22 protein-coding genes are annotated in these 22,105 nt (G+C 69.1%); 19 read left to right on the top strand and 3 right to left on the bottom strand.

What is annotated here, in order from left to right; all coding sequences use genetic code 11:
• Positions 1-121: 121 nt before the first annotated feature.
• Positions 122-553, top strand: a complete 432-nt coding sequence (locus OUA97_RS14900) for a biopolymer transporter ExbD (RefSeq protein ID WP_267232763.1) — start codon at positions 122-124, stop codon at positions 551-553.
• Positions 554-769: 216 nt separating this feature from the next.
• Here OUA97_RS14900 and OUA97_RS14895 read toward each other — a convergent pair whose 3' ends face one another.
• Positions 770-1,843 (bottom strand): CobW family GTP-binding protein, encoded by a 1,074-nt coding sequence (locus tag OUA97_RS14895; RefSeq protein ID WP_267232762.1) that lies wholly within the window; start codon positions 1,841-1,843, stop codon positions 770-772.
• A 115-nt stretch (positions 1,844-1,958) separates the two neighbouring features.
• On the opposite strand from OUA97_RS14895, the gene dmeF reads away from it, so the two are divergent.
• The 18 genes from dmeF to OUA97_RS14805 all read left to right on the top strand — a co-directional run bounded on the left by dmeF (position 1,959) and on the right by OUA97_RS14805 (position 19,413).
• The gene (gene dmeF, locus OUA97_RS14890; RefSeq protein WP_267232761.1) at positions 1,959-2,876 is read left to right on the top strand and encodes a CDF family Co(II)/Ni(II) efflux transporter DmeF; all 918 of its coding nucleotides are present in this window, start codon (positions 1,959-1,961) and stop codon (positions 2,874-2,876) included.
• Between the two features lie 92 nt (positions 2,877-2,968).
• Positions 2,969-3,472 (top strand): 50S ribosomal protein L21, encoded by a 504-nt coding sequence (rplU, locus tag OUA97_RS14885; protein ID WP_267232760.1) that lies wholly within the window; start codon positions 2,969-2,971, stop codon positions 3,470-3,472.
• Positions 3,473-3,500: 28 nt separating this feature from the next.
• Complete coding sequence (gene rpmA, locus OUA97_RS14880) at positions 3,501-3,767, top strand: 50S ribosomal protein L27 (protein ID WP_183771267.1); 267 nt, start codon at positions 3,501-3,503, stop codon at positions 3,765-3,767.
• A gap of 131 nt (positions 3,768-3,898) precedes the next feature.
• Positions 3,899-4,435: a GNAT family N-acetyltransferase gene (locus OUA97_RS14875; RefSeq protein WP_267232758.1), complete on the top strand. Its 537-nt coding sequence runs from the start codon at positions 3,899-3,901 to the stop codon at positions 4,433-4,435.
• A gap of 82 nt (positions 4,436-4,517) precedes the next feature.
• Positions 4,518-5,567 (top strand): GTPase ObgE, encoded by a 1,050-nt coding sequence (gene obgE, locus OUA97_RS14870; RefSeq protein ID WP_267232757.1) that lies wholly within the window; start codon positions 4,518-4,520, stop codon positions 5,565-5,567.
• Positions 5,555-6,688 carry a glutamate 5-kinase gene (gene proB, locus OUA97_RS14865; RefSeq protein WP_416362436.1) on the top strand — a complete coding sequence of 378 codons (1,134 nt, stop codon included), beginning with the start codon at positions 5,555-5,557 and terminating at the stop codon, positions 6,686-6,688. Before obgE ends, proB begins: the two co-directional genes overlap by 13 nt.
• Positions 6,689-6,758: 70 nt before the next feature.
• Complete coding sequence (locus OUA97_RS14860) at positions 6,759-8,324, top strand: aldehyde dehydrogenase family protein (protein WP_267232755.1); 1,566 nt, start codon at positions 6,759-6,761, stop codon at positions 8,322-8,324.
• Between the two features lie 15 nt (positions 8,325-8,339).
• Positions 8,340-8,990, top strand: coding sequence for a nicotinate-nucleotide adenylyltransferase (locus OUA97_RS14855; protein WP_267232754.1), 651 nt, complete (start codon positions 8,340-8,342; stop codon positions 8,988-8,990).
• 90 nt (positions 8,991-9,080) lie between these two features.
• Positions 9,081-9,536 carry a ribosome silencing factor gene (rsfS, locus tag OUA97_RS14850; RefSeq protein WP_267232753.1) on the top strand — a complete coding sequence of 152 codons (456 nt, stop codon included), beginning with the start codon at positions 9,081-9,083 and terminating at the stop codon, positions 9,534-9,536.
• Between the two features lie 43 nt (positions 9,537-9,579).
• Positions 9,580-10,044: a 23S rRNA (pseudouridine(1915)-N(3))-methyltransferase RlmH gene (gene rlmH / locus OUA97_RS14845; RefSeq protein WP_267232751.1), complete on the top strand. Its 465-nt coding sequence runs from the start codon at positions 9,580-9,582 to the stop codon at positions 10,042-10,044.
• A gap of 35 nt (positions 10,045-10,079) precedes the next feature.
• Entirely contained in the window at positions 10,080-10,925 is an 846-nt protein-coding gene (locus tag OUA97_RS14840; RefSeq protein WP_267232750.1) for a murein hydrolase activator EnvC family protein, read from the top strand.
• Positions 10,926-11,023: 98 nt separating this feature from the next.
• Positions 11,024-12,421: a S41 family peptidase gene (locus OUA97_RS14835; protein WP_267232748.1), complete on the top strand. Its 1,398-nt coding sequence runs from the start codon at positions 11,024-11,026 to the stop codon at positions 12,419-12,421.
• 127 nt (positions 12,422-12,548) lie between these two features.
• Positions 12,549-13,697 (top strand): divergent polysaccharide deacetylase family protein, encoded by a 1,149-nt coding sequence (locus OUA97_RS14830; RefSeq protein WP_267232747.1) that lies wholly within the window; start codon positions 12,549-12,551, stop codon positions 13,695-13,697.
• Between the two features lie 10 nt (positions 13,698-13,707).
• Positions 13,708-14,199 (top strand): RNA pyrophosphohydrolase, encoded by a 492-nt coding sequence (locus tag OUA97_RS14825; protein ID WP_267232746.1) that lies wholly within the window; start codon positions 13,708-13,710, stop codon positions 14,197-14,199.
• A 7-nt stretch (positions 14,200-14,206) separates the two neighbouring features.
• Positions 14,207-14,974 carry an alpha/beta fold hydrolase gene (locus OUA97_RS14820; protein WP_267232745.1) on the top strand — a complete coding sequence of 256 codons (768 nt, stop codon included), beginning with the start codon at positions 14,207-14,209 and terminating at the stop codon, positions 14,972-14,974.
• Between the two features lie 109 nt (positions 14,975-15,083).
• Positions 15,084-17,357 (top strand): TonB-dependent receptor, encoded by a 2,274-nt coding sequence (locus OUA97_RS14815; RefSeq protein ID WP_267232744.1) that lies wholly within the window; start codon positions 15,084-15,086, stop codon positions 17,355-17,357.
• The gene (locus OUA97_RS14810; RefSeq protein WP_267232743.1) at positions 17,354-17,923 is read left to right on the top strand and encodes a hypothetical protein; all 570 of its coding nucleotides are present in this window, start codon (positions 17,354-17,356) and stop codon (positions 17,921-17,923) included. The genes OUA97_RS14815 and OUA97_RS14810 overlap by 4 nt, the downstream gene beginning before the upstream one ends.
• Complete coding sequence (locus tag OUA97_RS14805; RefSeq protein WP_267232742.1) at positions 17,920-19,413, top strand: PepSY-associated TM helix domain-containing protein; 1,494 nt, start codon at positions 17,920-17,922, stop codon at positions 19,411-19,413. The genes OUA97_RS14810 and OUA97_RS14805 overlap by 4 nt, the downstream gene beginning before the upstream one ends.
• Before the next feature lie 18 nt (positions 19,414-19,431).
• Here the strand turns inward: OUA97_RS14805 and OUA97_RS14800 are convergent, their stop codons facing one another.
• Both OUA97_RS14800 and OUA97_RS14795 read right to left on the bottom strand, forming a co-directional pair.
• Positions 19,432-21,363: a S9 family peptidase gene (locus OUA97_RS14800; protein WP_267232741.1), complete on the bottom strand. Its 1,932-nt coding sequence runs from the start codon at positions 21,361-21,363 to the stop codon at positions 19,432-19,434.
• Between the two features lie 168 nt (positions 21,364-21,531).
• Positions 21,532-22,068, bottom strand: coding sequence for a hypothetical protein (locus OUA97_RS14795; RefSeq protein WP_267232740.1), 537 nt, complete (start codon positions 22,066-22,068; stop codon positions 21,532-21,534).
• Positions 22,069-22,105: the final 37 nt, after the last annotated feature.

The raw sequence follows: 22,105 nt of genomic DNA, 5'->3' as shown, positions 1-22,105 counted from the left end.
GCAGGCCGTCTGATGAACCCAAGTTCGCAGGTTCGGGCTTTACAAGCGCATTTTGATTAGCGAAGGGTGTCGCTGACTGTGCGGCGGCCCCAGTGTAGGGGCCCTAGGGAAGGAAATTCATATGGGTGCGAAGCTGGGAGGCGGAGGCGGCGGCAAGTTCGACCTCGGCCAAAACAGCGACATCAACGTCACGCCCTTCGTGGACGTGATGCTGGTGCTCCTCATCATCTTCATGGTGTCGATCCCCGCGGCGACGGTGTCGATTAAGCTCGACCTGCCGCCGGCGGTTCCGCCGCCTCCGGGCGCGAAGGTCGAAGAGCCGACGCTGATCAACGTTCAGCAAGGCGGCAAGCTGTTCATCGGCGACGTCCCGACCTCGCTGGACACGCTGCCGGCGGATCTGACCCGCATCCTGAACAAGCCGGAACCGACCGAAGAGCGCGTCTACATCCGCGCCGACCGGACCGTTCGCTACGGCGACTTCATGGCGGTGATGAACACCCTGCAGGGCAACGGCTTCTTCCAAGTCGCCCTGATCAACGAAGAACTCTAAGCAGATCTTCGGACGCGAATAGAAAGGCCCGCCCAGGGAAACCCGGGCGGGCCTTTTCTTTTGGGCTCCAAGTGTCATCCCGAATGCCGCGCAGCGGCTGTCCGGGATCCATGAACACCTGATGGCTCAAGATGCGGATCGTTCCGCGCCGGCGCGTCGAACTCCGGCGTGAATGGATCCCGGCCTTGCTTCGCAAACCGGGATGACACTCGCCCTCTACGCCGCGCAGGCCTCGAAGCCTTCGCGCAGCTTGGCCTCGTCGAGATTGCGGCCGATGAACACCAGCCGGCTATAGCGCTTGTCGCCGTCCTTCCACTGCCCCTGGAAGTCGCCCTCAAGGATCATGTGCACGGCCTGGAACACCAGGCGGCGGTCCTCGCCCTGGACATCGAGGATGCCCTTGGCGCGCAGGATGTCAGGACCTTGATCCTGCAGCACCTGGTTCAGCCAGTTGGTCACCCGTTGCCCGTGGATCGGCCTGTCGAGCGTGAGCGAGATGCCGCGAATGCCCGCTGCCGCCGCATGGTCCGCATGATCATGGTCGTGGTGACCGTGGTCATGATCGCCGTGGTGATGATGATGGTCGTGATCATGGTCGCAGTGCTCGTCGTGAACGTGGCCCGGTTCGCCATGGGCGGGATTGAGGAACTCCGGCTGCACCTCGGTGATGCGGGCCAGGTCGAAGCTGCCGCGGCCGAGAATCGCCTCGAGCGGCACTTGCGAACGTTGGGTGCGGTGGATCGGCGCCAGCGGGTTCAGCCGGCGGATCGCCGCCTCGACGCTGCGCAACTCGTCCTCGGTGACGAGATCGGTCTTGTTCAGCACGATCTGGTCGGCGAAGGCGATCTGCTCGACCGCTTCCTTGGAGTCCGCCAGCCGCAGCGGCAGGTGCTTGGCGTCGACCACGGTGGTGACGCTGTCGAGCTGGGTCTTGGCCTTCACGTCGTCGTCGACGAAGAAGGTCTGGGCGACCGGGCCCGGATCGGCCAGGCCGGTGGTCTCGACCACGATGGCGTCGAACTTGCCCTTGCGCTTCATCAGGCCGGACAGCACGCGGATCAGGTCGCCGCGCACGGTGCAGCAGACGCAGCCGTTGTTCATCTCGAACACTTCTTCGTCCGCGCCGACGATGAGGTCGTTGTCGATCCCCACCTCGCCGAACTCGTTGACGATGACGGCGTACTTCTTGCCGTGATCCTCGGTGAGGATGCGGTTCAAGAGCGTGGTCTTGCCGGCGCCGAGATAGCCGGTGAGGACGGTGACGGGGGTCTTGTCGGTCATGGACGTCATCTAGTCATTGATCGAGGCGAAGGGAACAGGCTGCGGCCTTCGACCGCTTGACCATCGCATAGGTGTTATCGAATAACACCGCGCTCTCCGAGCGCCGCTCTATATAAGGGCCACCGTGACCGCCTCCGCCCCCGAACGCCAAGGACAGATGGACGCCTTTCGGGGCGATCGCGTCTATCTGGGCGCCGACCACGCCCGCAACGAGCGGCGGACCTGGCTGGTGGCGGCGATCTGCCTGCTGACCCTGGCCGGCCAGATCGTCGGCGGACTGGTCTTCAATTCCATGGCCCTGATCGCCAACGGCGTGCACATGGCCGCCCACGTCGCCGCCCTGGTGGTGGCCGCGGGCGCCTATCGGATGGCCCGCCGCTACGCCCAGGATCCACGCTTCTCCTTCGGCACCGGCAAACTCGGTTATCTGGCCGGGTTCGCCAACGCCGCCGTGCTGGCGGTCAGCGCCGTGCTGGTCGCCGTGGAGAGCAGCCATCGCGTGCTGTCGCCTTCGCCGGTGGCCTATGACGGGGCCCTGGCCCTGGCGGGGGCGGCGCTGGCGGTCAATCTGGTCTGCATGTGGTTGCTGCGGCCGGCGCACGCTCACGCCAATGACCGCGACGGCGACCTCAACCTGTCGGCCGCGCACCTGCACCTGGCGGGGGACGCGGCGGTGTCGGCGCTGGCCATCGCCGGGCTTGGGCTCGGCCGCCTGTTCGGCTGGGCCTGGGCCGACGCCCTGGCCGGCCTGGCCGGCGCGGTGTTGCTGGCGCACTTCGCCTGGCGGCTGATGGTCCGCACCGGCGCGGTGCTGCTCGACGTCAATCCCTCGCCCGAACTGACCGCCGAGATCCGCCGGCGGATGGAAGCCGGCGGCGAACGGCTGCTCGATCTGCACCTCTGGCGCCTCGGTCCCGGCCACCACGCCGCCATTGTCGTGGTCGAGTCGCGGGACGCCCAGCCGGCCGAAATCTATCGCGCGCGGCTCGCCGGCTTGCCGGGTCTGAGCCACGTGACCGTAGAAACACGCCAGGCGCGTTGACTCTCAACGGTCCCTCTGTATAAGTCCGCGCCTCTCGCCCGCGGGCTATCTCGCGGGCGCAATCCATTTTGCTATAGTCCAAGGCGCCAACGATGTACGCGGTGATCAAAACCGGCGGAAAGCAGTACCGGGTTCAAGCCGGTGACCTGCTGGTCGTCGAAAAGCTCGACGGTGAACCCGGTGCGGAAGTCGCGTTCGGCGACGTCCTCATGGTCGGTGACGGCGAAGCCGTGACCGTCGGCGCCCCGCTGGTTGACGGTGCGAAGGTCTCGGCCACCCTGATCGAAACCCGCAAGGGCGAGAAGGTGAAGATCTTCAAGAAGATCCGCCGCCAGGGCTATCGCCGCACCCGCGGTCACCGCCAGTCGGAAACCGTCCTGCGCGTCACCGCGATCGACGGCGCCGGCAAGTCGGCCAAGTGGGACGGCAAGGTCGACCTGACCTCGAAGGCCCTGCTGGATGCTCGCGCCCGCAACCTGAAGAACGTGGTCGCCGAACTGGAAGCTGCGGCCGCTCCGGCCAAGGCCGAAGCTCCGGCCAAGAAGGCTGCGCCTAAGAAGGCCGCCGCCAAGAAGTCTGACGACGCCGCCGAATAAGCGCGCACTAGAGAGTTAGGAGAGAGCTATGGCTCACAAGAAATCTGGCGGCTCTTCGCGCAACGGTCGCGACTCGGCTGGCCGCCGCCTTGGCGTCAAGAAGTTCGGTGGTGAAGCTGTCGTCGGCGGCAACATCATCGTGCGCCAGCGCGGCACGAAGTTCTTCCCGGGCGACAATGTCGGCATCGGCAAGGACCACACCCTCTTCGCGACCGCCGCCGGCGCCGTGAAATTCGTGACCAAGCGCGACGACCGCACCTACGTGAACGTGGTTGTGGCCCAAGCGGCTGAATAATCAGGCGAACCTCTTGAAACCGGGTTCGCCGTAAGGCGGACCGGGCAGAGTGCTTCCGAGGGGGAGTCCGGACCGCCGGACTCCCCCTCTTTGCGTTCTGGGGCCCCGACAGAGGGCCGGGAGGTAGACCAATGTGCGCGATCGAACTGGAGCCCGTCATCACGACGCAGCGGCTGCGGCTGCGTAAGGCCCGCAAGGCCGACGCAGCCCGCCTGGCGACCTACGCCAACGACTTCGACGTGGCCCGCATGACCACGGGCATGCCCTATCCCTATGGGGTCGAGCACGCCGAAGGCTTCCTGGAGAAGGCCAGCGAGGCCGATCCCGCCCGCGAGGCGGTGTTCGTCGTCGATCACCCGGAGCTCGGCGCCATCGGCGTGCTGGGTTTCGACACCCGCGAGGGCGGCGAGCGCGAGATCGGCTACTGGATCGGCCGCCCCTATTGGGGCCAGGGCTACGCCACTGAAGCGGCCAGCGGAGCGCTGATCTGGGCGCACCGCACCTGGGGCCGGCGCTACATGCATGCCGGTCACTTCGCCGACAATCCGGCGTCGGGCCAGGTGCTGTGCAACGCCGGCTTCCTCTACACCGGCGATGTCGAGCTGCGCCCGTCGATCGCCCGCGGCGGCCGGGCCACCCCGACCCGGATGATGGTTTGGCTGGCTTGAGCTTTTCCTCCCCCACCATGATGGGGGAGGAAAAACCCACTCCGCCCTCGACCTTCGCTCCTCTGTGCTACAAAAGGCCCCGATGAAGTTTCTCGACCAGTGCAAAATCTATGTCCGCTCCGGCAACGGCGGCGGCGGCGCTGTGTCGTTCCGGCGCGAGAAGTACATCGAGTACGGCGGTCCCGACGGCGGGGACGGCGGCAGCGGCGGCGACGTCTGGATCGAGGCGGTCGAGGGCCTCAACACCCTGATCGACTACCGCTACACCCAGCACTTCAAGGCCGGCACCGGCGTGCACGGCATGGGCCGCAACCGCCACGGCGCGGCCGGCGACGACGTGGTCCTCAAGGTCCCGGTGGGCACCGAAGTCCTCGACGAGGACAAGGAGACCCTGATCGCCGACATGGATACGCCCGGCAAGCGTATCCTGCTGCTCAAGGGCGGCAACGGCGGCTGGGGCAATGACCGTTTCAAGGGCCCGATCAATCAGGCCCCGCGCCACGCCAATCCCGGCCAGGAGGGCGAGGAACGCTGGATCTGGCTGCGGCTGAAGCTGATCGCCGACGTCGGCCTGGTCGGCCTGCCCAACGCCGGCAAGTCGACCTTCCTGGCCGCGGCCAGCGCCGCCAAGCCGAAGATCGCCGACTATCCGTTCACCACGCTCGCGCCCAATCTCGGCATGGTCGACCTCTCGCCCAGCGAGCGTTTCGTGCTGGCCGACATTCCCGGACTGATCGAAGGCGCCTCGGAAGGCGCTGGCCTCGGCACCCGCTTCCTCGGCCACGTGGAGCGCACGGCGGTGCTGATCCACCTGGTCGACGCCACCCAGACCGACGTCGCCGAAGCCTGGCGCACCGTCCGCGGCGAGCTCGAGGCTTATGGCGAGGATCTCGGCGACAAGACCGAGATCGTCGCGCTCAGCAAGATCGACGCCCTCGACGATAGCGTCATCGCCATGCAGCGGGAGGCCCTGGAAGAGGCGATCGGCGGCAAGGTGCGGCTGGTCTCCGGGGTCTCTGGCAAGGGCGTGACCGAACTGCTGCGCGAGGCCTACGGCATGGTCCGCGCCCGCAAGGCGCAGATCGCCGAGGAAGAGGCCGAACAGTCCGGCGGCGGAGGCTGGACTCCGTGAGCCGCCTCGGGGAGGCCAAGCGAGTCGTCGTCAAGGTCGGCTCGGCGCTGGTGGCGGGCGAGACCGGCCCCGATTCGGCTTGGCTGTCGGCCTTCGCCGCCGACTTGGCGCGGCTGCGGGCCCGCGGCCAACAGGTGCTGGTGGTCTCGTCGGGCGCGGTGGCGCTGGGCCGCCGCCGTCTTTCCATGGGCGGGCGCAAGCTGACCCTGCCCGAAAAGCAGGCCTGCGCCGCCGCCGGCCAGTCGGAATTGATGCGGGCCTGGGAAGAGGCGCTGGTGCCGCACGGCCTGGTCGCCGCCCAGGTGCTGATCACCCGCGACGACACCGAGATCCGCAGCCGCTGGCTGAACGCCCACGCCACGCTCTCCACCCTGCTGGGCCTGGGCGTGATCCCGGTGGTCAACGAGAACGACACCGTGGTCACCGAAGAAATCCGCTACGGCGACAACGACCGGCTGGCCGCGCGCGTGGCCCAGATGATCCGCGCCGAGGCCCTGGTCCTGCTGTCGGACATCGACGGGTTCTACACCGCCGACCCGCGCGACAATCCGGCCGCCGAGCATCTGCCGCGCATCAGCCAGCTGACGCCGGAAATCGAGGCCATGGCCGGCGGGGCCAACGCCGGCGCCGGGGTCGGCACCGGCGGCATGGCCACCAAGATCATGGCCGCCCGCATCGCCCAGTCGGCCGGCTGCGCCACCATCATCACCCTCGGCCGCCGCCCCGCGCCGCTCGCGGCGATCGAGGCCGGCGAAAAGGCGACGGTGATCGAGCCGTCGGTGTCGGTCGCGGCCGCCTACAAGGCCTGGATCGCCGGCTCGCTGGCCACCTCCGGCGCGGTGATCGTCGACGACGGGGCGGCCAGGGCCCTGGCCACCGGCAAGAGCCTGCTGGCCGCCGGGATGCTCGCGGTCGAGGGCCGGTTCGGCAAGGGCGACGCCGTGGCCGTGGTCGACGAAGCCGGGCGCGAGATCGGCCGCGGCCTGGCCCGCTACGACTCCGAGGACGCCGGGCGCATCCGCGGCCTGAAGTCCGACGCCATCGAGGGCGTGCTGGGCTTCAGCTACGGCCCGATGATCCACGCCGACGACCTGGCGCTGGCGGCGCGGACCCCGGCCTGACCCCCACGACGGATTTGCGACGGGCTCCAAAGGAGCCTACTAAACCTCAAACTGAGCATTAGGGCGCGTAATGGACGACGCGGCGGCGAGCACCAAGGCCGAGACGGGAGCCCGGACGGGCAAGCTGGAGGCGCTGGTCGCCGGCATGCCGATTCCGTTCGGCGGCGACCGCGTGGCCTATGTCTCCGACAAGCTCGCGGCCGCATTCAAGCCGGGCGACCGGCTGGTGGTGGTCCAGGAGACCGGCGACCTGCTGCATGTGCCGGCGTCCGTCCAGGCGATCGCCGCCGGCGCCGTGGGCCGCGCCCACGACGCGTTCGGCCAGCTCGCCCAGGTCGGCGACGACGCCATCACCGCCTTCTTCGCAGCCTTTGCGGACAACCTGGCCGATGACGGCGCCTGGGGCGCGATCGCCAAGGCCAACGCCGAGGACGTCGCCCGCGCCCAAGCAAGGGGCCGCTCCACCACCCGCTTGGCGGTCAACGAGGCGATGCGCGCCGACATGATCGCCGGCCTGCACGTGTGGCGCGACGCCAAGGTCGGCCGCGGCCGGCTGGTCGAGCGGGTCGAGCATCCCGGCTGGAGCGTCGAGCAGGTCGCCGCCCCGCTGGGCGTGGTCGGCTTCATCTTCGAGGGCCGCCCCAATGTCTTCGCCGACGCCACCGGCGTGCTGCGCACCGGCAACACCGTGGTCTTCCGCATCGGCTCCGACGCGCTGGGCACCGCCCGCGCCATCGTCGAGCACGCGCTGGACCCGGCGCTGCAGGCCGCCGGCCTGCCGCCTGGCGCGGCCGCGCTCGTCGATAGTCCCGAGCACGCCGCCGGATGGGCGATGTTCTCCGATCCCCGCCTGGCCCTGGCGGTCGCCCGCGGCTCCGGCCCGGCCGTGGCCCAGCTGGGCGCCATCGCCCGCCAGGCCGGCGCGCCAGTCAGCCTGCACGGCACGGGCGGCGCCTGGATGGTGGCCGCCGCCGACGCCGACCCGGCCCGGTTCAAGGCCGCCGTCTACCACTCGCTCGACCGCAAGGTCTGCAACACGCTCAACGTCTGCGCCATCGTCCGCGAGGCCGCCGGCGTCCTGGTCCCGGCCTTCCTCGAGGCCCTGGATCTGGCCGGCGAGCGCCGCCGCAATGTGAAGCTGCACGTGGTCGAGGGCTCGGAAAGCGCCCTGCCCGCCGCCTGGCGAGCGGCCCGCGTCACCGTCGGCCGCGCCGAGGGCGCCGTCGAGGAGCCCAAGGTCGAGCTGCTAGCCGAACGCGACCTGGCCCGCGAATGGGAGTGGGAGGAGACCCCGGAACTGACCCTGGTGCTGGTCGACAGCGTCGAGGCCGCCGCCGCCCTCTTCAACCGCTACAGCCCGCAGTTCGCCGCCAGCCTGATCTCGCAGGACGCCGCCGCGCACGAGCGCTTCTACAGCGCCGTCAACGCCCCCTTCATCGGCGACGGCTTCACCCGCTGGGTCGACGGCCAGTTCGCCCTGGACCGGCCCGAGCTTGGCCTTTCCAACTGGGAGCACGGCCGCCTGTTCGCCCGCGGCGGGGTGCTGTCGGGCGACGGCGTGTTCACCGTCCGCGCCCGGGTCCGCCAGAGCGATCCCAACCTCGACCGCAATCCGGCCACGGCGAAGACGCTTTGAGATCCGGGGACGTCCATGTGGTTCGCCGGGCCCGCTAGGCGCCGGCCTGATGCGGGGCGTCCCGGAGCCCTGCGGCTCGGCTTCGACCTGAAGCCGGGGATGCGCGTCGGCCTCTATGGCGGCTCGTTCAATCCGGCCCACGAAGGCCATGCCCACGTCGCCGAGACCGCGCGCCGGCGTCTGCAGCTCGACCGGGTGATCTGGCTGGTCTCGCCGCAGAACCCGCTGAAGGCCGCGCACGAGACCGCGCCGCTGGAGACGCGCCTGGCCGCCGCCCGCGCCATCGCCCGCGGCCGCAGCATGATCGTCAGCGACGCCGAGACCCGGCTCGGCTCGCAGTACACCATCGACACCATCCAGGCCCTGAAGGCCCGCTTTCCCGGCGTCGACTTCGTCTGGATCATGGGCGCCGACAGCCTGGCGAGCTTCCACCGCTGGCGTGGCTGGACCCAGATCATGGCGCAGGTGCCGGTGGCCGTGGTCTCGCGGCCGTGGATTTCGCTGAAGAGCCGCTCCTCGCCCGCGGCGCGGCGTTTCGGCAGCGCCCGGGTCTCGCTGCTGGAGGCCAAGCTGCTGCCCGGCGCCAAGCCGCCGCGCTGGGTTTTCCTCACCGGACCGCTGAATTTCCAGTCCTCGACGGCCCTGCGCGCCCGCCAGGCTAAATAGCCGCAGGTCACTTTGCGGCCGGTGCGGGAACGTTCGCATCGCTGTCGGCTTGAAGACTCGTGACGCTGGGCTGACCAACGCCCCCAATCCGTGCTAAGGCTCTCCCAGCGAGGCAACAAAGGAGCGACCCCGCTGAGCCCTGACCCTGCGCCTAGAGCGCACGAAGCCCCGGTTTCCGGCGCTTCTTCCAACCCCGAGGCGAAGATCACCGCCCTCGGTGAACTGATCCTGCAGCGCCTGGACGATGACAAGGCGCAGGACGTCGTCTTCATCGACCTGAAAGGCAAGAGCGCCGTCGCCGACGCGTTGATCGTGGCGTCAGGGCGTTCGCACCGTCATGTCGGCGCGATGGCCGACCACCTGCTGCGCGCGCTCAAGGAAGAAGGCCTGGGCAAGGCCCGGGTCGAAGGCCTGCCGCACTGCGACTGGGTGCTGATCGACACCGGCGACGTGATCATTCACCTGTTCCGTCCGGAAGTGCGCCAGTTCTACAACATCGAGAAGATCTGGTCGGTCGACTCCGCGCACCGGACTCCGTCGAGCTGATCTTTCCTCCCTCTCCCATCACGATGGGAGAGGAAAGGACCGCATGAAAATCACGATCCTCGCCGTCGGACGCCTGCCGCGCTCGCCGGAAGTCGAGCTGGTGAAGCTCTATGTCGACCGCGCGACCGCGGCCGGCCGTTCGCTCGGCCTCGGTCCGGTCGAGGTCATCGAGGTCGAGTCGCGCAAGCCGGGCAAGGGGCCTGAAGCCGAAGTGCTGCGGCCCCACCTCGAAGGCGCCCACGTCATCGCCTGCGACGAGCACGGAACGGCCAGGGCCTCACGCGCCTTCGCCGGCGAGATCGCACGCCTGCGTGACGACGGCGCCCGGCGGCTGGTGTTCGTGATCGGCGGGGCCGACGGCCTGGATCCCTCGTTGCTGTCCGCCGCCCACGGCAAGCTGGCGTTCGGACCGCAGACCTGGCCCCACGCCATGGCCCGCGCCATGCTGGCCGAGCAGGTCTATCGCGCCGTCACCATCCTGGCCGGCAGCCCCTATCATCGCGATTGAGGGTGCGAAGCGCTCAGTTTATCCCTGGTGCGATGATGCGCCGCGGCGTCCTCCTGACCAGCACCTGCGCCGTCGCCGCGACCCTGGCGGCCGGCGCGATCGCCTATGCGGCCACCGAGAGCCAGGCGCGGCTGGAGCGTCTCAACGTCCGCGAGACGGTGCTCAGCGCCGAACAGGGCCGTAACCTCAACCGCATGGCCCGGCTGCTGACGGCGCTGGCCCAGTTCCGCCGCGACCCGCCGCCGGCCCTGCTGGTCAGCCCGGGGGACGCCACCGACGCGGTGCGCGCGGCGATCCTGGTCAAAGCCATCACCCCCGAGTTGCAGAAGCGCGCCAAGGTCTACGCCGCCGAGGCCGGCGAGATCGCCCGCCAGCGCCGGCTGGCGGCGGTGGCCAGCGAGGCGCTGTTCACCTCCGACTCCGAACTGGCCGAGCGCCGCGAACAACTGGAGGCCACCCCGCCCGGCGCGGCCCCGGTCGAGAGCGGCCCGATCACCCCGCCGATCCGCCTGCTGGCCCCCGTGGAGGGCAAGCTGGTCCAGCGTTATGGCGCGGCCCTGGCCGGGGGCGGCGAGGCCTCCGGCGTCACCCTCGCGGCCGGGCACGGCGCCCAGGTCGCCGCGCCCGACGCCGGGCTCGTCCAGTTTGTAGGCCCCGTTAAGGGGTGGGGGACTATTTTGATCTTGCGGCTGGCCGGGGGGTACCATCTGGTGTTGGCTGGCCTTGACCGAACGAGCGTCGGGGTTGGTCAATCAGTCGCGGCGGGCGCGCCTGTCGGGTGGATGACGGATGGACGAAACTCCCCATCTGAACTCTATCTGGAGGTCCGCGAACGCGGCGTCCCGGTCGACCCCGCCAGATGGCTGGACGGGGTAGGCTGACGATACGAACCATTTCCGCCGGATTCTTCGCGGAACATTGGTTTAGGAATTTCCGGTGCGGCGCCGTCCCGTCGCAAAGGGAGGCTTCAAGGCCTGATATGCGTAAGTACTTTCTGATCGGGGCTTCGGCCTTCGTGCTCGGCGCCGGCTCCATGGCTTATGTGAGCCAGCAGGCCCTCGCCTCGGCCCAGGCGCCGAACGTGAAGACCTACAAGATGCTCGAGCTGTTCGGCGACGTGCTCGACACCGTCGAGCGCCAATACGTCACCGAGGTCGACGATCAGAAACTGATCGAGGCGGCCATCGACGGCATGCTGACCTCGCTCGATCCGCATTCGGGCTATCTGAACCCCGACTCCTTCGACGACATGCGCGACCAGACGCGCGGCGAGTACGGCGGTCTCGGGCTTGAGGTCACCAGCGAAGAAGGCGTGGTCAAGGTCATCTCGCCGATGGACGGCACGCCCGCCTTCAAGGCCGGCGTGAAGCCCGGCGACTTCATCACCGCGGTCAACGGCGAGAGCGTGCTCGGCCTGTCGGTCAACGAGGCGGTCAAGCAGATGCGCGGCAAGCCGGGCGAGGCGGTCACCCTGACCATCGCCCGCGAGAAGTCCGACCCGTTCGACGTGAAGATCGTTCGCGAGGTGATCAAGCCCAAGTCCGCCACCGCGAAGATGGAAGGCGACTACGGCTATCTGCGCGTCTCCGGCTTCAACGAGAAGACCACCGACGAGGCCGAGGCGGCCCTGGCCGATCTGAAAGCCAAGAACCCGAAGATGAAGGGCCTGGTCCTCGACCTGCGCAACAATCCGGGCGGGCTGCTCGACCAGGCGGTCGGCATCTCCGACATGTTCCTGGAAGGCGGCGAGATCGTCTCCCAGCGCGGCCGCGATCCGCGCGACATCGAGCGCTACAACGCCCGCGCCGGCGACGTGACCGGCGGCCTGCCCATGGTCGTGCTGGTCAACTCCGGCTCAGCCTCCGCGGCCGAGATCGTGGCCGGCGCCCTGCAGGACCGCAAGCGGGCCGAAGTGGTCGGCCTGACGACCTTCGGCAAGGGCTCGGTGCAGACCGTGATCCCGCTGCGCGGCGGCATGGACGGCGCGCTGAAGCTGACCACCGCGCGCTACTACACCCCGGCCGGACGCTCGATCCAGAAGACCGGCATCGAGCCGGACCTCGAGGTCGCAGAGACCCGTGACCAGGCCCAGCGCATCGCCAACCGCGCCTTCCAGTTCTCGGAAGCCTCGTTCCGCAACGCGCTGAACGCCGAGGAAGGCAAGGCCCGCCGCGGCGCTCACATCCCGGCCGAAGCCCCGCCCAGCGGCTTCGACGAGGACAAGGGCGACTTCCAGCTGGCCCGCGCCATGGACGTGCTGAAGTACGGTTCGGTGGCCGCCACGCCCAAGATGCCGAAGCCCGAACCGAAGATGGCTGCGGTGATCTCGCCGAAGGGCGCGCCGGCGCTCGAGAAGGCCTCTCCGGACAAGAAATAGACGGCCAAAACGCCGGCGCGATTAGTTAATTGAAAGTTAACGGAAATCGCGCCGGCGTTCACTGTATAAGTCGTTTGTTAACCATATTCGCGGACGCTCCAATGCCGGAACGTTCCGTGATCATGTGATGTTTTCGAAGAAGCACCTCGCCCCCGCGATCGCCGCCCCCGCGCCGGCCCCGCCGATCTCCGAAACCGCGCTCCGCGCCTTGGCCAACCCCTATGTCGGGGCCAGCGCCGCCGCAGCCCTGTTCATCCTCGTGCTGCTGACCCTGGTCGCCCTGATCGGCGACCCAAAGGCCAGTTCACCCGTGGTGCGGCTGTCACTGGCCAAGATCGGCGGCGAGGCTGCGCCCGACGGCTGGCGTGAGGCGATGGTCCGCGGCGGCGGCCAGCCGACCGTCACCGAGGACATCTTCCGCCTTTCCGAGACCCCGATCGGCGCCGATGCGGCGCTGGGCGAGGCCACCATCACGCTCGAGGGCGGCGCCTTCCACGCCGCCGATCCGCTGCCCCAGGCGCCGCTGGCCGGCTTCCATTCGCAGGGGCCGAGCGGCCCGCTGCCGATCATCGCCGCCAACGGCAAGACCCCGGCCGAGGCTTATGCCCGCCCCTTCACCCCGAACGGCCGGCCCAAGGTCGCCCTGGTGATCGGCGGCCTGGGGCTGAACGCGGCGGCCACCCGCCAAGCGATCGACACCCTGCCCCCAGAGATCACCCTGTCGTTCGTGCCCTATGCCGAGGGCCTGCAGGGCTGGATCGACCTGGCCCGCGCCGCCGGCCACGAGGTGCTGCTGGAGACCCCGATGGAGCCCAGCGACTATCCGGACAACGACCCTGGCCCCTACACCCTGCTGGCCGATTCGCCTGGCTCGGAGACGGTCAAGAAGCTGGAATGGGTGCTGTCGCGCGCGACTGGCTATTTCGGCGTCACCAACTATCTCGGTTCGCGGTTCATGACCTCGGACACCGGCATGAACGCCTTCCAGACCGCCCTGCGCGGCCGCGGCCTGGCGTTCATCGACGACGGCCAGGCCGCCCGCCGCACCGGCCCGATGCGCGCCTCGGCGGCCCGCATCATCGACGAGCAGCTCTCGGGCCAAGCCATCGACCAGCAGCTGCTGGCGATCGAGGCCGGAGCCCTGCAGCACGGCCAGGCGCTGGGCTCGGGCTTCGCCTACCCTGTGACCCTGTCGCAGGTCGCAAAGTGGGCTGAATCGGTTGAATCTAGAGGCTATCAACTGGCGCCGGCTTCCGCTTTGGCCTCGCGTCGCTAAATGGTTTGAGATGACTGACCTGTCCGCCTACCGCCCGAACGTGGGAGTGGTGCTGTTCCACCCCGATGGCCGGGTGTGGCTGGGCCGCCGCTTCCAGACCTCCGAGCCCTACAACTGGCAGTTCCCGCAGGGCGGCGTCGACGCCGGCGAAGACCTTTATCTGGCCGCCTGTCGTGAGCTGGCCGAGGAGACCGGGGTCGTCACCACCACCCTGCTCGGCCGCACCGACGGCTGGCTGGCCTACGACTTCCCGCCCGGCCACAACGGCTCGAAGATCGCCAAGGGCTGGAAGGGCCAGCGCCAGGTCTGGTTCGCCCTGCGCTTCGACGGCCAGGAGAGCGAGATCGATCTTTCCGGCGACGGACACCCGGAGTTCGACGCCTGGCGCTGGGGCAGCCTCCACGAGGCGCCCGGCTTGGTGGTGCCGTTCAAGAGGGCGATCTACGAAACCGTGGCCCGCGCCTTCCACGTGTTTACGGGCCTGCCCGGCCGCGCGGCCTGACCTGCCGATGAGCATCGCCCCGCCGCCGATCGTCATGGTGCATGGCGCCTTCTGCGGCGGCTGGGCGTTCGAGCGCCTGCGCGGCCCCTTCGAGGCGGCCGGCCACTTCGTCCAGACGCCCGATCTGCGCGGCCACGCGGACGCCGACGCCCCCCACGCCGTGCTCGGCGTTTCGGTCGCCGACTACGCCCGTGACATCGCCCGGCTCTGCGCCGGCCTCGACGAGGCGCCGATCCTGGTCGGCCACTCGATGGGCGGGCTGGTCTGCGCCCTGGCCGCCGGCCGCACCCCGGTGCGGGCGATGGTGCTGCTGGCCCCGACCGCCCCCTGGGGCGTGGCGGCCTCGTCGATGGAGGAGGCGGTCACCGCCTTCGGCCTGCATGCGCTCGGCCCGTTCTGGGCGCAGGCGGTGGCCCCCGACCGCAGTCTGGCGCGCCGCTACAGCCTCGACCGCATGGACCGCGCCGAGCGCGAGGCCGTCGCCGCCCGCATGCGGCCCGAGAGCGGCCGCGCTCTCTGGGAGACCCTGAACTGGTGGCTCGACCCGTTCATGACCACCAGCGTCGGCCCCCTGCGCGTCCCCACCCTGGTGATCGGCGGCGAGCGCGACGTCGTCCATCCGCCCGCCACGGTCCGCCAGACCGCCGCGCGGCTGGGCGCGACGTTCATCGAGGCGCCCGGCATGAGCCACTGGCTGGTGGCCGAGCCCGGCTGGCGTGAAATCGCCGAGATCGCCCAGGGCTGGCTGGACGAGCCCCTCGCCGCCATGGGCTGAACGGGCGACTCCGCAGACCGCTAGCCGCCCCAAAATTGCGATTGACTCGCAAGCGCATCAACAATACTGCGAACGCCTCGCAACAATGGGGGTTTGTATGCGGTCTGCCATGCTCTTCGCGTCGGTGAGTCTCGTCACCTTGCTGACTTTGGGCGGCGCGCGCGCAGCGAAGGCCGAGGTCGCGGCGGCCGACGCTACCGAGGTCGAGGGCATCGTCGTCACGGGCGAGAAAGCGGCCCGGTCGCTGCAGGAGACGACTACGAGCGTCGCCGTGACAACCGCCGAGAAGATCGAGCGCGAGAACGTCGTGAACTTCTTCGACATCGTCCAGCGCACGGCCAATGTCAGCGAGACCTATGGCCCGTCCGGCTTTACGATCCGCGGCATCAGCAACACCAACGTCTCCGGCGGCGGCGCCGGCGGCCTCGCGACCGTCTATGTCGACGGCGCGGCGATCCCCGAGCGCGGCCTCAATGGCGGCCCGCTGGACATGTGGGACATCGGCCAGGTCGAGATCCTGCGTGGCCCGCAATCGACGCTTCAGGGCCGCAACGCCCTGGCCGGCGCGGTCGTCATCCGCTCGGCCGAACCGTCCTTCACCTTCGGCGGCCGGGTGCGCGGCCTGGTCTCGGACGCCGACGACCGCTCGCTGGCCGCGGTGCTCACCGGGCCGATCGTCGAGGACCAGCTGGCCTTCCGCCTGGCCGCCGAGACCCGTCGCGCCGACGGCTTCGTCTACAATGTGACCCGCAAGGAAGACGCAGGCGCGGTGGACGCCACGACCATCCGCGGCAAGTTGCTGTTCACGCCAAGCGCCCTGCCTGACCTGACCGTCCGTACGGTCTGGCTGCATGACAAGCGCGAGGGCGGCTACGTCTTCACCTACTCGCGGACCGACGTTCCCGACATCTACGACGACCGGATCAGCGAAGGCGACGCGCCGAACCTCTCGGACACCACCACCGACATCCTGACGGTCGAGGCTGACTACGACCTGTCCGACCGGCTGAATCTCTCCAGCGTCACCTCCTGGATCAGGGTCGACAACGTCAGCAAGTACGACGCCGACGACACCGCCCAGCCGCTGGCCTTCGGCATACAGGACGAGGTCTCCAAGACGCTGTCGCAGGAACTGCGCCTGAACTATCAGGGCGAGCGGCTCAGCGGCCTGGTCGGCTTCTGGTACTCCAAGCGCGACCGCGACTACGAGCTGACCAGCCTGGCCACCGTCGAGACACCCAAGCCGACGCTCATCGCCCTGATGACCAGCCCGCTGTTCGGTCTGAACCTCCCCACCGCCACCTTCGCGGCCGACACCTACGCCGCGGCCCTGCCCGCCATCCTGGTCGACTTCCACAGCGTCACGCCCGAGGAGATCGAGACCGTGGCCCTGTTCGCCGACGGCCGCTACCAGCTCACCGACAAGCTCTCGCTGCTGGCCGGCTTCCGGTACGACCGCGAGCAGAACACCCTGACCAACGACCAGACGGCGACCTTCGCCGGAACGCTGCCGAACCCGGCCGCGTTCGGCCCGCTGGCTCCGGTGATCGGCGGTCTGAACCAGGTCGTGCTGGGCTTCGTCGGTCAGGCCAACGCCTCCGCGCCGACCACCACCCGCGACTTCGAGGCCTTCCTGCCCAAGCTCGGCGTGAAGTACGACTTCAACGACGACATCTCGGCCAGCTTCGTGGTCCAGCGCGGCTATCGTTCGGGCGGATCGACGGTGAACATCGCCCGGTCCAACGTCGTGGCCTACGATCCGGAATTCACCTGGAACTACGAAGCCTCGCTCCGCTCCGAGTGGCTGGATGGGACCCTGCTCGTCAACGCCAACGCCTACTACGTCGACTGGTCGGACCAGCAGGTGACGGTGAACCTCGGCCTCAACCTCTACGACTACCAGACCGAGAACGCCGGCAGCTCGCACCTCTACGGTTTCGAGATCGAAATCAATCACGCGCCGACCAACCAATTCAGCTGGTACGCCTCGCTCGGCCACACCAAGACCGAGTTCGAGGACTTCGACGTCGAGCTCGGCGCGCTGAGCCTTGACCTATCGGGTACTGAGTTCGCCTTCGCCCCGCACTGGACCTTCGCGGCCGGAGCGGACTGGCGTTGGGGGAACGGCTTCGTCGCCAATCTCAACGCCGGCTATCGCAGCGACGCCTACAGCGAGGTCGGCGCGCAGCAGGCCGACGCCAAGATCAAGGCGCGCACCCTGGTCAACGGCAAGATCGGCTACGAGACGGACCGCTGGGGCGTCTTCGCCTACGGCAAGAACCTGCTGAACGAAGAATACGTCCAGTACAACCAGCCGAGCCTAAGCCGCGCCATGCTTGGCGACCCGCGGGTGCTGGGCGTCATCCTGGAAACCCGCTGGTGACCGGGACCCTCTCCGGCTGCGCCGTCGTCCTGGCCATCGGACTGGCCGCCGGCGTGGTCCTGCGCCGCGCCTGGCGCACGCGCAACGCCCAGCGGCCCTGGCTGATCCTAGGCGGCTGGGCGCTGGTCGCCGCGGCGGTCGCGACGGCGGCCGTTACGCTGGGCGCGGCGCGCGGCCCTTTTCTCGCCGTCGCCCTGGTTCCGTTCGCGGTGCTGGCGCTGATCGCCGCCACCATTCAGATCCGAGATCCGAAGAAGCGGCCGCCGCGCGAGCTGGCCCTCGAGCCGTCGGACCGGCCGTCCAAGGCCTGGCGCGGCTGGCTGCGCGGCATCCTGGCCGGGCCGCTGGGCGGCATCGCGGCCATGGGCGTGGGCCTCGCCTACACGGTCTGGATGCCGGGCGAGCCGCAGACCCGGATGGTGATCGGCGGCCTGCTGGCGCCGTTGCTGTGGGCGGGCGGCATGGCCTGGACGCTCTCCGACAACAAGATCCTACGCGCCACCGCGGTGCTGCTCGGCGTGACCGTGGCGACCTTCACCGCATCGGCCCTGAAGGGGTTCTCATGAGCAAGCCGATCTGGCCGAAGGTCCCGTCCGGTTTCGTCCGCGCCGTCCTGGCCGGACACTCGGCCCTGGGCCTGGCCTTCGCCGCCTTGATCTACCTGGTCTGCTTCTCCGGCTCGGTGGCGGTATTCGCCGAGGAATTCCACCGCTGGGAGCGTCCCGCTGCGCCGCAGATGAGGGAGGCCTCTCCGCAGGCGATCCAGACCCTGTTGACGCAGGCGATGGCCAAGGCGCCCGGCGCCGAGCACGTCTACATCTACGCCCCGCAACCGGCCTCGCCGACGCTGATCGCCTATGTCGATCACCCCAAGAGCGGCGATAGCGAATGGGCCGCCGACGCCAGCGGCCAGATCGTCGGCCGCGCCGAGACGCCGTGGACCGAGTTCATGACCCGGCTGCACATCAACCTGCACCTGCCGCAGACCTGGGGCATCTTCGTCGTCGGCCTGACCGGCGTGGCGCTGCTGTCCTCGCTTATCTCCGGCGTCCTGGCCCACCCGCGGGTGTTCAAGGACGCCTTCCACCTGCGCTGGGGCGGCTCCAAGCGCCTGCAGGAAGCCGATTTGCACAACCGTATCGGCGTCTGGGCGCTGCCCTTCCACGTCGCGATCTCGCTGACTGGCGCGTTGCTCGGCCTCACAACCATCATTGTCGGCATCCTGGCGTTGGCGGTGTTCAAGGGCGACACCGAAAAGGCCTATGCGCTGTTCCTGCCGCCGCATCCGATCGACGATCCCCGTCCAGCCCCGCTGCCCGATCTGGCCGCCGCCTTGACCAGCCTCAAGGCGACCGCGCCCGGCATGACGCCGACCTTCATCGCGGTCGAGCATCCCGGCGAGCGCGGCGCAGGCCTGCTGATCAACGCAATCAGGCCCGACACCCTGTCCCGCGGCGACAGCTTCACCTTCGACCGCGAGGGCAAGATGGTCAGCGCCTCGCGATTCGACGAGAACAACCTCGGCCAGAAGATCATCAACGTCCTCGGCGCCATCCACTTCGGCTGGTTCGGCGGCGGCCTGGTCAAGATCGTCTACGCCGTGCTCGGCCTGGGTCTGACCGCGGTGACTTCCAGCGGCGTGGCGATCTGGCTGGCCCGGCGGCGCGCCAAAGGCCGTCCGGCGCCCGGCTGGGAACGGATCTGGATCGCCACGGTCTGGAGCCAGCCATTCGCCTTCGCCGTCGCCGCCCTGGCGTCGTTGATTGGGCCCTGGCCGGGTTTGGCCGTCTGGGCGCTGGCGACCGCCGCGAGCCTCGCCGCCAGCCGGTACTGGCCCCCGCAAGCCCTCTCCCGGCGGCTACGGCTCGCCACCGCGGGCGTGCTGGCGTGCGTCGGGGCGCTGCACCTGGCGCTGAATCTGGGCGACTTCAGCGATCCGATGGCCTGGATCGTCGATATCGCCCTGTTCGTGGTCGCGGCCGGTCTGGCCGCTAGCGTCATGGCGCTCAAGGCCCCGCAGGCCGAGGTGCTCGCCGAGCGGGCGGCGGCCGAGTAGGCCGCCCCCTACCGCGGGCTACTTCGTCCCCAGCACCTTCTTCAGGAACACGATCTCGCTGGCGCGGACCGCCTCGGCGTTGGCCTTCTTGGCGACCCCGTGGCCTTCGTCGAGGGCCAGCACGTACCAGACCTCGGAGCCCTGGGCCCGCAGCGTCGCGACCATCTGCTCGGATTCCGACTGCGGCACCCGGGGATCGTTGGCGCCCTGATAGATCATCATCGGCTTCTTCATCTTGGCGCTCATGTTGAGCGGCGAGATCTTGTCGAACACCGCGGCCATCTTCGGGTCGCGCTCGTCGCCGTATTCGGCCCGGCGCAGATCGCGGCGGTAGCCCTCGGTGTTGGCGAGGAACGTCTTCCAGTTGGAGATGCCGTAGAGGTCGATCGCCCCGGCGATGCGGTCGTTGTAGTGGGCGGCCACCGCCAGCGACATGTAGCCGCCATAGGACTGGCCGACGACCGCCACGCGGCTGGCGTCCAGGTCCGGCTGCTTGGCGATCCAGTCGAGCAGCGCGCCGATGTCCTTGACCGAGTCCTCGCGCTTCTCGGCGTTGTCGAGGCCGATATAGGTCTTGCCGTAGCCGCTGGAGCCGCGGACGTTCGGGATGATCACCGCCGCGCCGACCTCGTTCACCCACGACTGGCGGCGCGGATTAAAGCTCGGCTGCTCCTGGCCCTCGGGCCCGCCGTGGATCTGGATCACCACGGGCAGCTTCTCGCCGGCCTCGGCCGCCGGCTTGTAGATGAAGGCCGGGATCGAGCGCTTGTCGAAGGTCGGGTAGCGGAACAGGGTCGGCTCGACCAGCTTGGCCGGGTCGAGGCCGCCAAGCTCGCTCTGCGTCCAGCGCACCAGCTTGCCGTCGGCCAGGGCGAAGCTCCAGACGTCGCCCGACGAGGTCGAGGTCGACAGGCTGAAGCCCAGCTGCTTGCCATCGGGCGAGAAGCCGAGGCCGGTCAGCACGCCCAGCGGCAGGGCGGGGGTCGGCAGGGTCTTGCCGCTCGCGACCTCCTTCACGACGATCTTCGAATAGCCCTCTTCATTGACCAGGTAGGCGATCAGCGTCCCGTCCGCCGACAGGTCGAAGCCCTCGGCCGGCCACTTGGCGCCGGGCTCCAGGTCGCGGACCGCGCCGCTGGCGATGTCGATCACCACGGGCCGGGCCATGTCGGACTTGTCGTCGGACAGGACCACGACATGTGCGCCGTCGGCCGCGAAAGCCCCGCCGACATAGGCGATCGGGCGGCCGGTCGGGCCGACCGGCGTCAACGCCCCGCTGGCGATGTCGAGCACGAAGAGATCGGTCGACGCCGCCGAGTTGTAGCGGCTGAGCAGCAGGCGCCCGCCGTCCGGCGAGAAGTCCAGCACCGCCATCGCCCCCGTGCCCTCGTGGACGACGCGGCGGCCTTCGGGCTGAGCCGGATCGGCCAGCATGATGTCGTAGTTGGGATCGCCCGGGGTCACCTGGCTCCAGGCCACCAGCTTGCCGTCGCCTGAGAAGGTGAAGCTGGAATTGCGGGTCTTCGGCGCGGTCAGCTGCACCTCCGGGCCGGTCAGGCCGCGGATATAGCCCTGGTAGTACTCGGCCCCGCCGACGTCGCGCGGATAGACGAAGCGGGCCTCGCCGGGCTGCCCCTTGGCGCTGTTCACCGGCTCGGCGAAGAACGTCAGCTGGGTGCGCGCCGCGCCGGGCGCGGCCACGCGGTGGATCTGGTTCACGTCGCCGAAGCGGGTGGCGATCAGGATAGAGCCGTCGTCCAACCAATCCTCGAACACCGCCGAACGGGCGTTGTAGTAGGGCGCGATCGCCGCCTTCAGCGCTGCGGGGGTCTCAGGCACGTTGTCGTAGACGATCTGGCCGGACTGGCGCTTGGCCGGCTCTGCGGCCGGGGCCGCGGCGGCGCAGGCGAAGGCGAGGACGGTGCCAAGCAGCAGGGCGCGCGTCGTCATCGGGGGTACTCCAAACAGTCGAGGTTTGGGACGACCCTGGCGGCGCCCGCCGCTGCCCGTCAACGTCCGATCGCCGCCGCTCTTGCGGCCAAGACGACAAAGGGCGCGGGAGAAGCTCCCGCGCCCTTGCAACAGACCACCGCGCCCCTGGAGGGCGCCGGCCGGATGCTAGAACTTGCGTTCCGAGTACAGCACTTCAGCCAGGTCGGCGTTCTTGCCGGCCGGCGTGCCGTCCGGCTTCTTCAGCTGCAGGAACACCAGACCGATCGATTCCTTGTCGGTGTAGTATTCCCACGAGTTGGTGATGCGCTTGAAATCGGTGGCCGGCACGAAGTCGTTGCGCTGCTGGACCAGCTCGGGCTTGTGCAGGAACGAGAAGATGTTGAGGCCGACGATGATCGGCTTCTCGCCGTCGATCGGATAGCTGAGGGTCAGGCGGCAGACGTCCTTGTTGGAGCCCTGCGGCCAGATGGTGAGGGTGTAGGGCTTCTCGACCAGGGTCCCGACATAGGTTCCCTCGCGCTTGTTCAGCTTGTAGCCGGCCATGCCGCCGGCCAGGGCCTTGAAGTCTCCGCCCTTCACGAGCGGTTTGCAGACGCGGTTGATGACGTCGATGATCTGGCCCTCGGCGCCGGTGGTCGGCAGCACGTAGGTCTTTTCCTCGGCGGCCGGCGCGGGCGCGGCGGCGGGCTGTCTCTTATACACATCTGACGCTGCCGACGAACCGGAAGGTGTGTAGATC

This window comes from Phenylobacterium sp. 58.2.17 (genome assembly GCF_026411515.1).
In the GTDB taxonomy this organism is placed as follows: Bacteria; Pseudomonadota; Alphaproteobacteria; order Caulobacterales; family Caulobacteraceae; genus Phenylobacterium.
Note: the sequence above shows the minus strand (reverse complement) of the source record. Positions and strands in the feature narration are given on the sequence as shown.

Coding starts and splice junctions, on each gene's coding strand:
- OUA97_RS14895 (WP_267232762.1), bottom strand. CDS start 1,843: ATGACGTCCATGACCGACAAGACCCCCGTCACCGTCCTCACCGGCTAT.
- rplU (WP_267232760.1), top strand. CDS start 2,969: ATGTACGCGGTGATCAAAACCGGCGGAAAGCAGTACCGGGTTCAAGCC.
- OUA97_RS14825 (WP_267232746.1), top strand. CDS start 13,708: ATGACTGACCTGTCCGCCTACCGCCCGAACGTGGGAGTGGTGCTGTTC.
- OUA97_RS14820 (WP_267232745.1), top strand. CDS start 14,207: ATGAGCATCGCCCCGCCGCCGATCGTCATGGTGCATGGCGCCTTCTGC.
- OUA97_RS14800 (WP_267232741.1), bottom strand. CDS start 21,363: ATGACGACGCGCGCCCTGCTGCTTGGCACCGTCCTCGCCTTCGCCTGC.
- rpmA (WP_183771267.1), top strand. CDS start 3,501: ATGGCTCACAAGAAATCTGGCGGCTCTTCGCGCAACGGTCGCGACTCG.
- OUA97_RS14835 (WP_267232748.1), top strand. CDS start 11,024: ATGCGTAAGTACTTTCTGATCGGGGCTTCGGCCTTCGTGCTCGGCGCC.
- obgE (WP_267232757.1), top strand. CDS start 4,518: ATGAAGTTTCTCGACCAGTGCAAAATCTATGTCCGCTCCGGCAACGGC.
- OUA97_RS14875 (WP_267232758.1), top strand. CDS start 3,899: ATGTGCGCGATCGAACTGGAGCCCGTCATCACGACGCAGCGGCTGCGG.
- OUA97_RS14815 (WP_267232744.1), top strand. CDS start 15,084: ATGCTCTTCGCGTCGGTGAGTCTCGTCACCTTGCTGACTTTGGGCGGC.
- rlmH (WP_267232751.1), top strand. CDS start 9,580: ATGAAAATCACGATCCTCGCCGTCGGACGCCTGCCGCGCTCGCCGGAA.
- OUA97_RS14860 (WP_267232755.1), top strand. CDS start 6,759: ATGGACGACGCGGCGGCGAGCACCAAGGCCGAGACGGGAGCCCGGACG.
- OUA97_RS14840 (WP_267232750.1), top strand. CDS start 10,080: ATGCGCCGCGGCGTCCTCCTGACCAGCACCTGCGCCGTCGCCGCGACC.
- OUA97_RS14900 (WP_267232763.1), top strand. CDS start 122: ATGGGTGCGAAGCTGGGAGGCGGAGGCGGCGGCAAGTTCGACCTCGGC.
- OUA97_RS14805 (WP_267232742.1), top strand. CDS start 17,920: ATGAGCAAGCCGATCTGGCCGAAGGTCCCGTCCGGTTTCGTCCGCGCC.
- OUA97_RS14855 (WP_267232754.1), top strand. CDS start 8,340: ATGTGGTTCGCCGGGCCCGCTAGGCGCCGGCCTGATGCGGGGCGTCCC.
- OUA97_RS14830 (WP_267232747.1), top strand. CDS start 12,549: ATGTTTTCGAAGAAGCACCTCGCCCCCGCGATCGCCGCCCCCGCGCCG.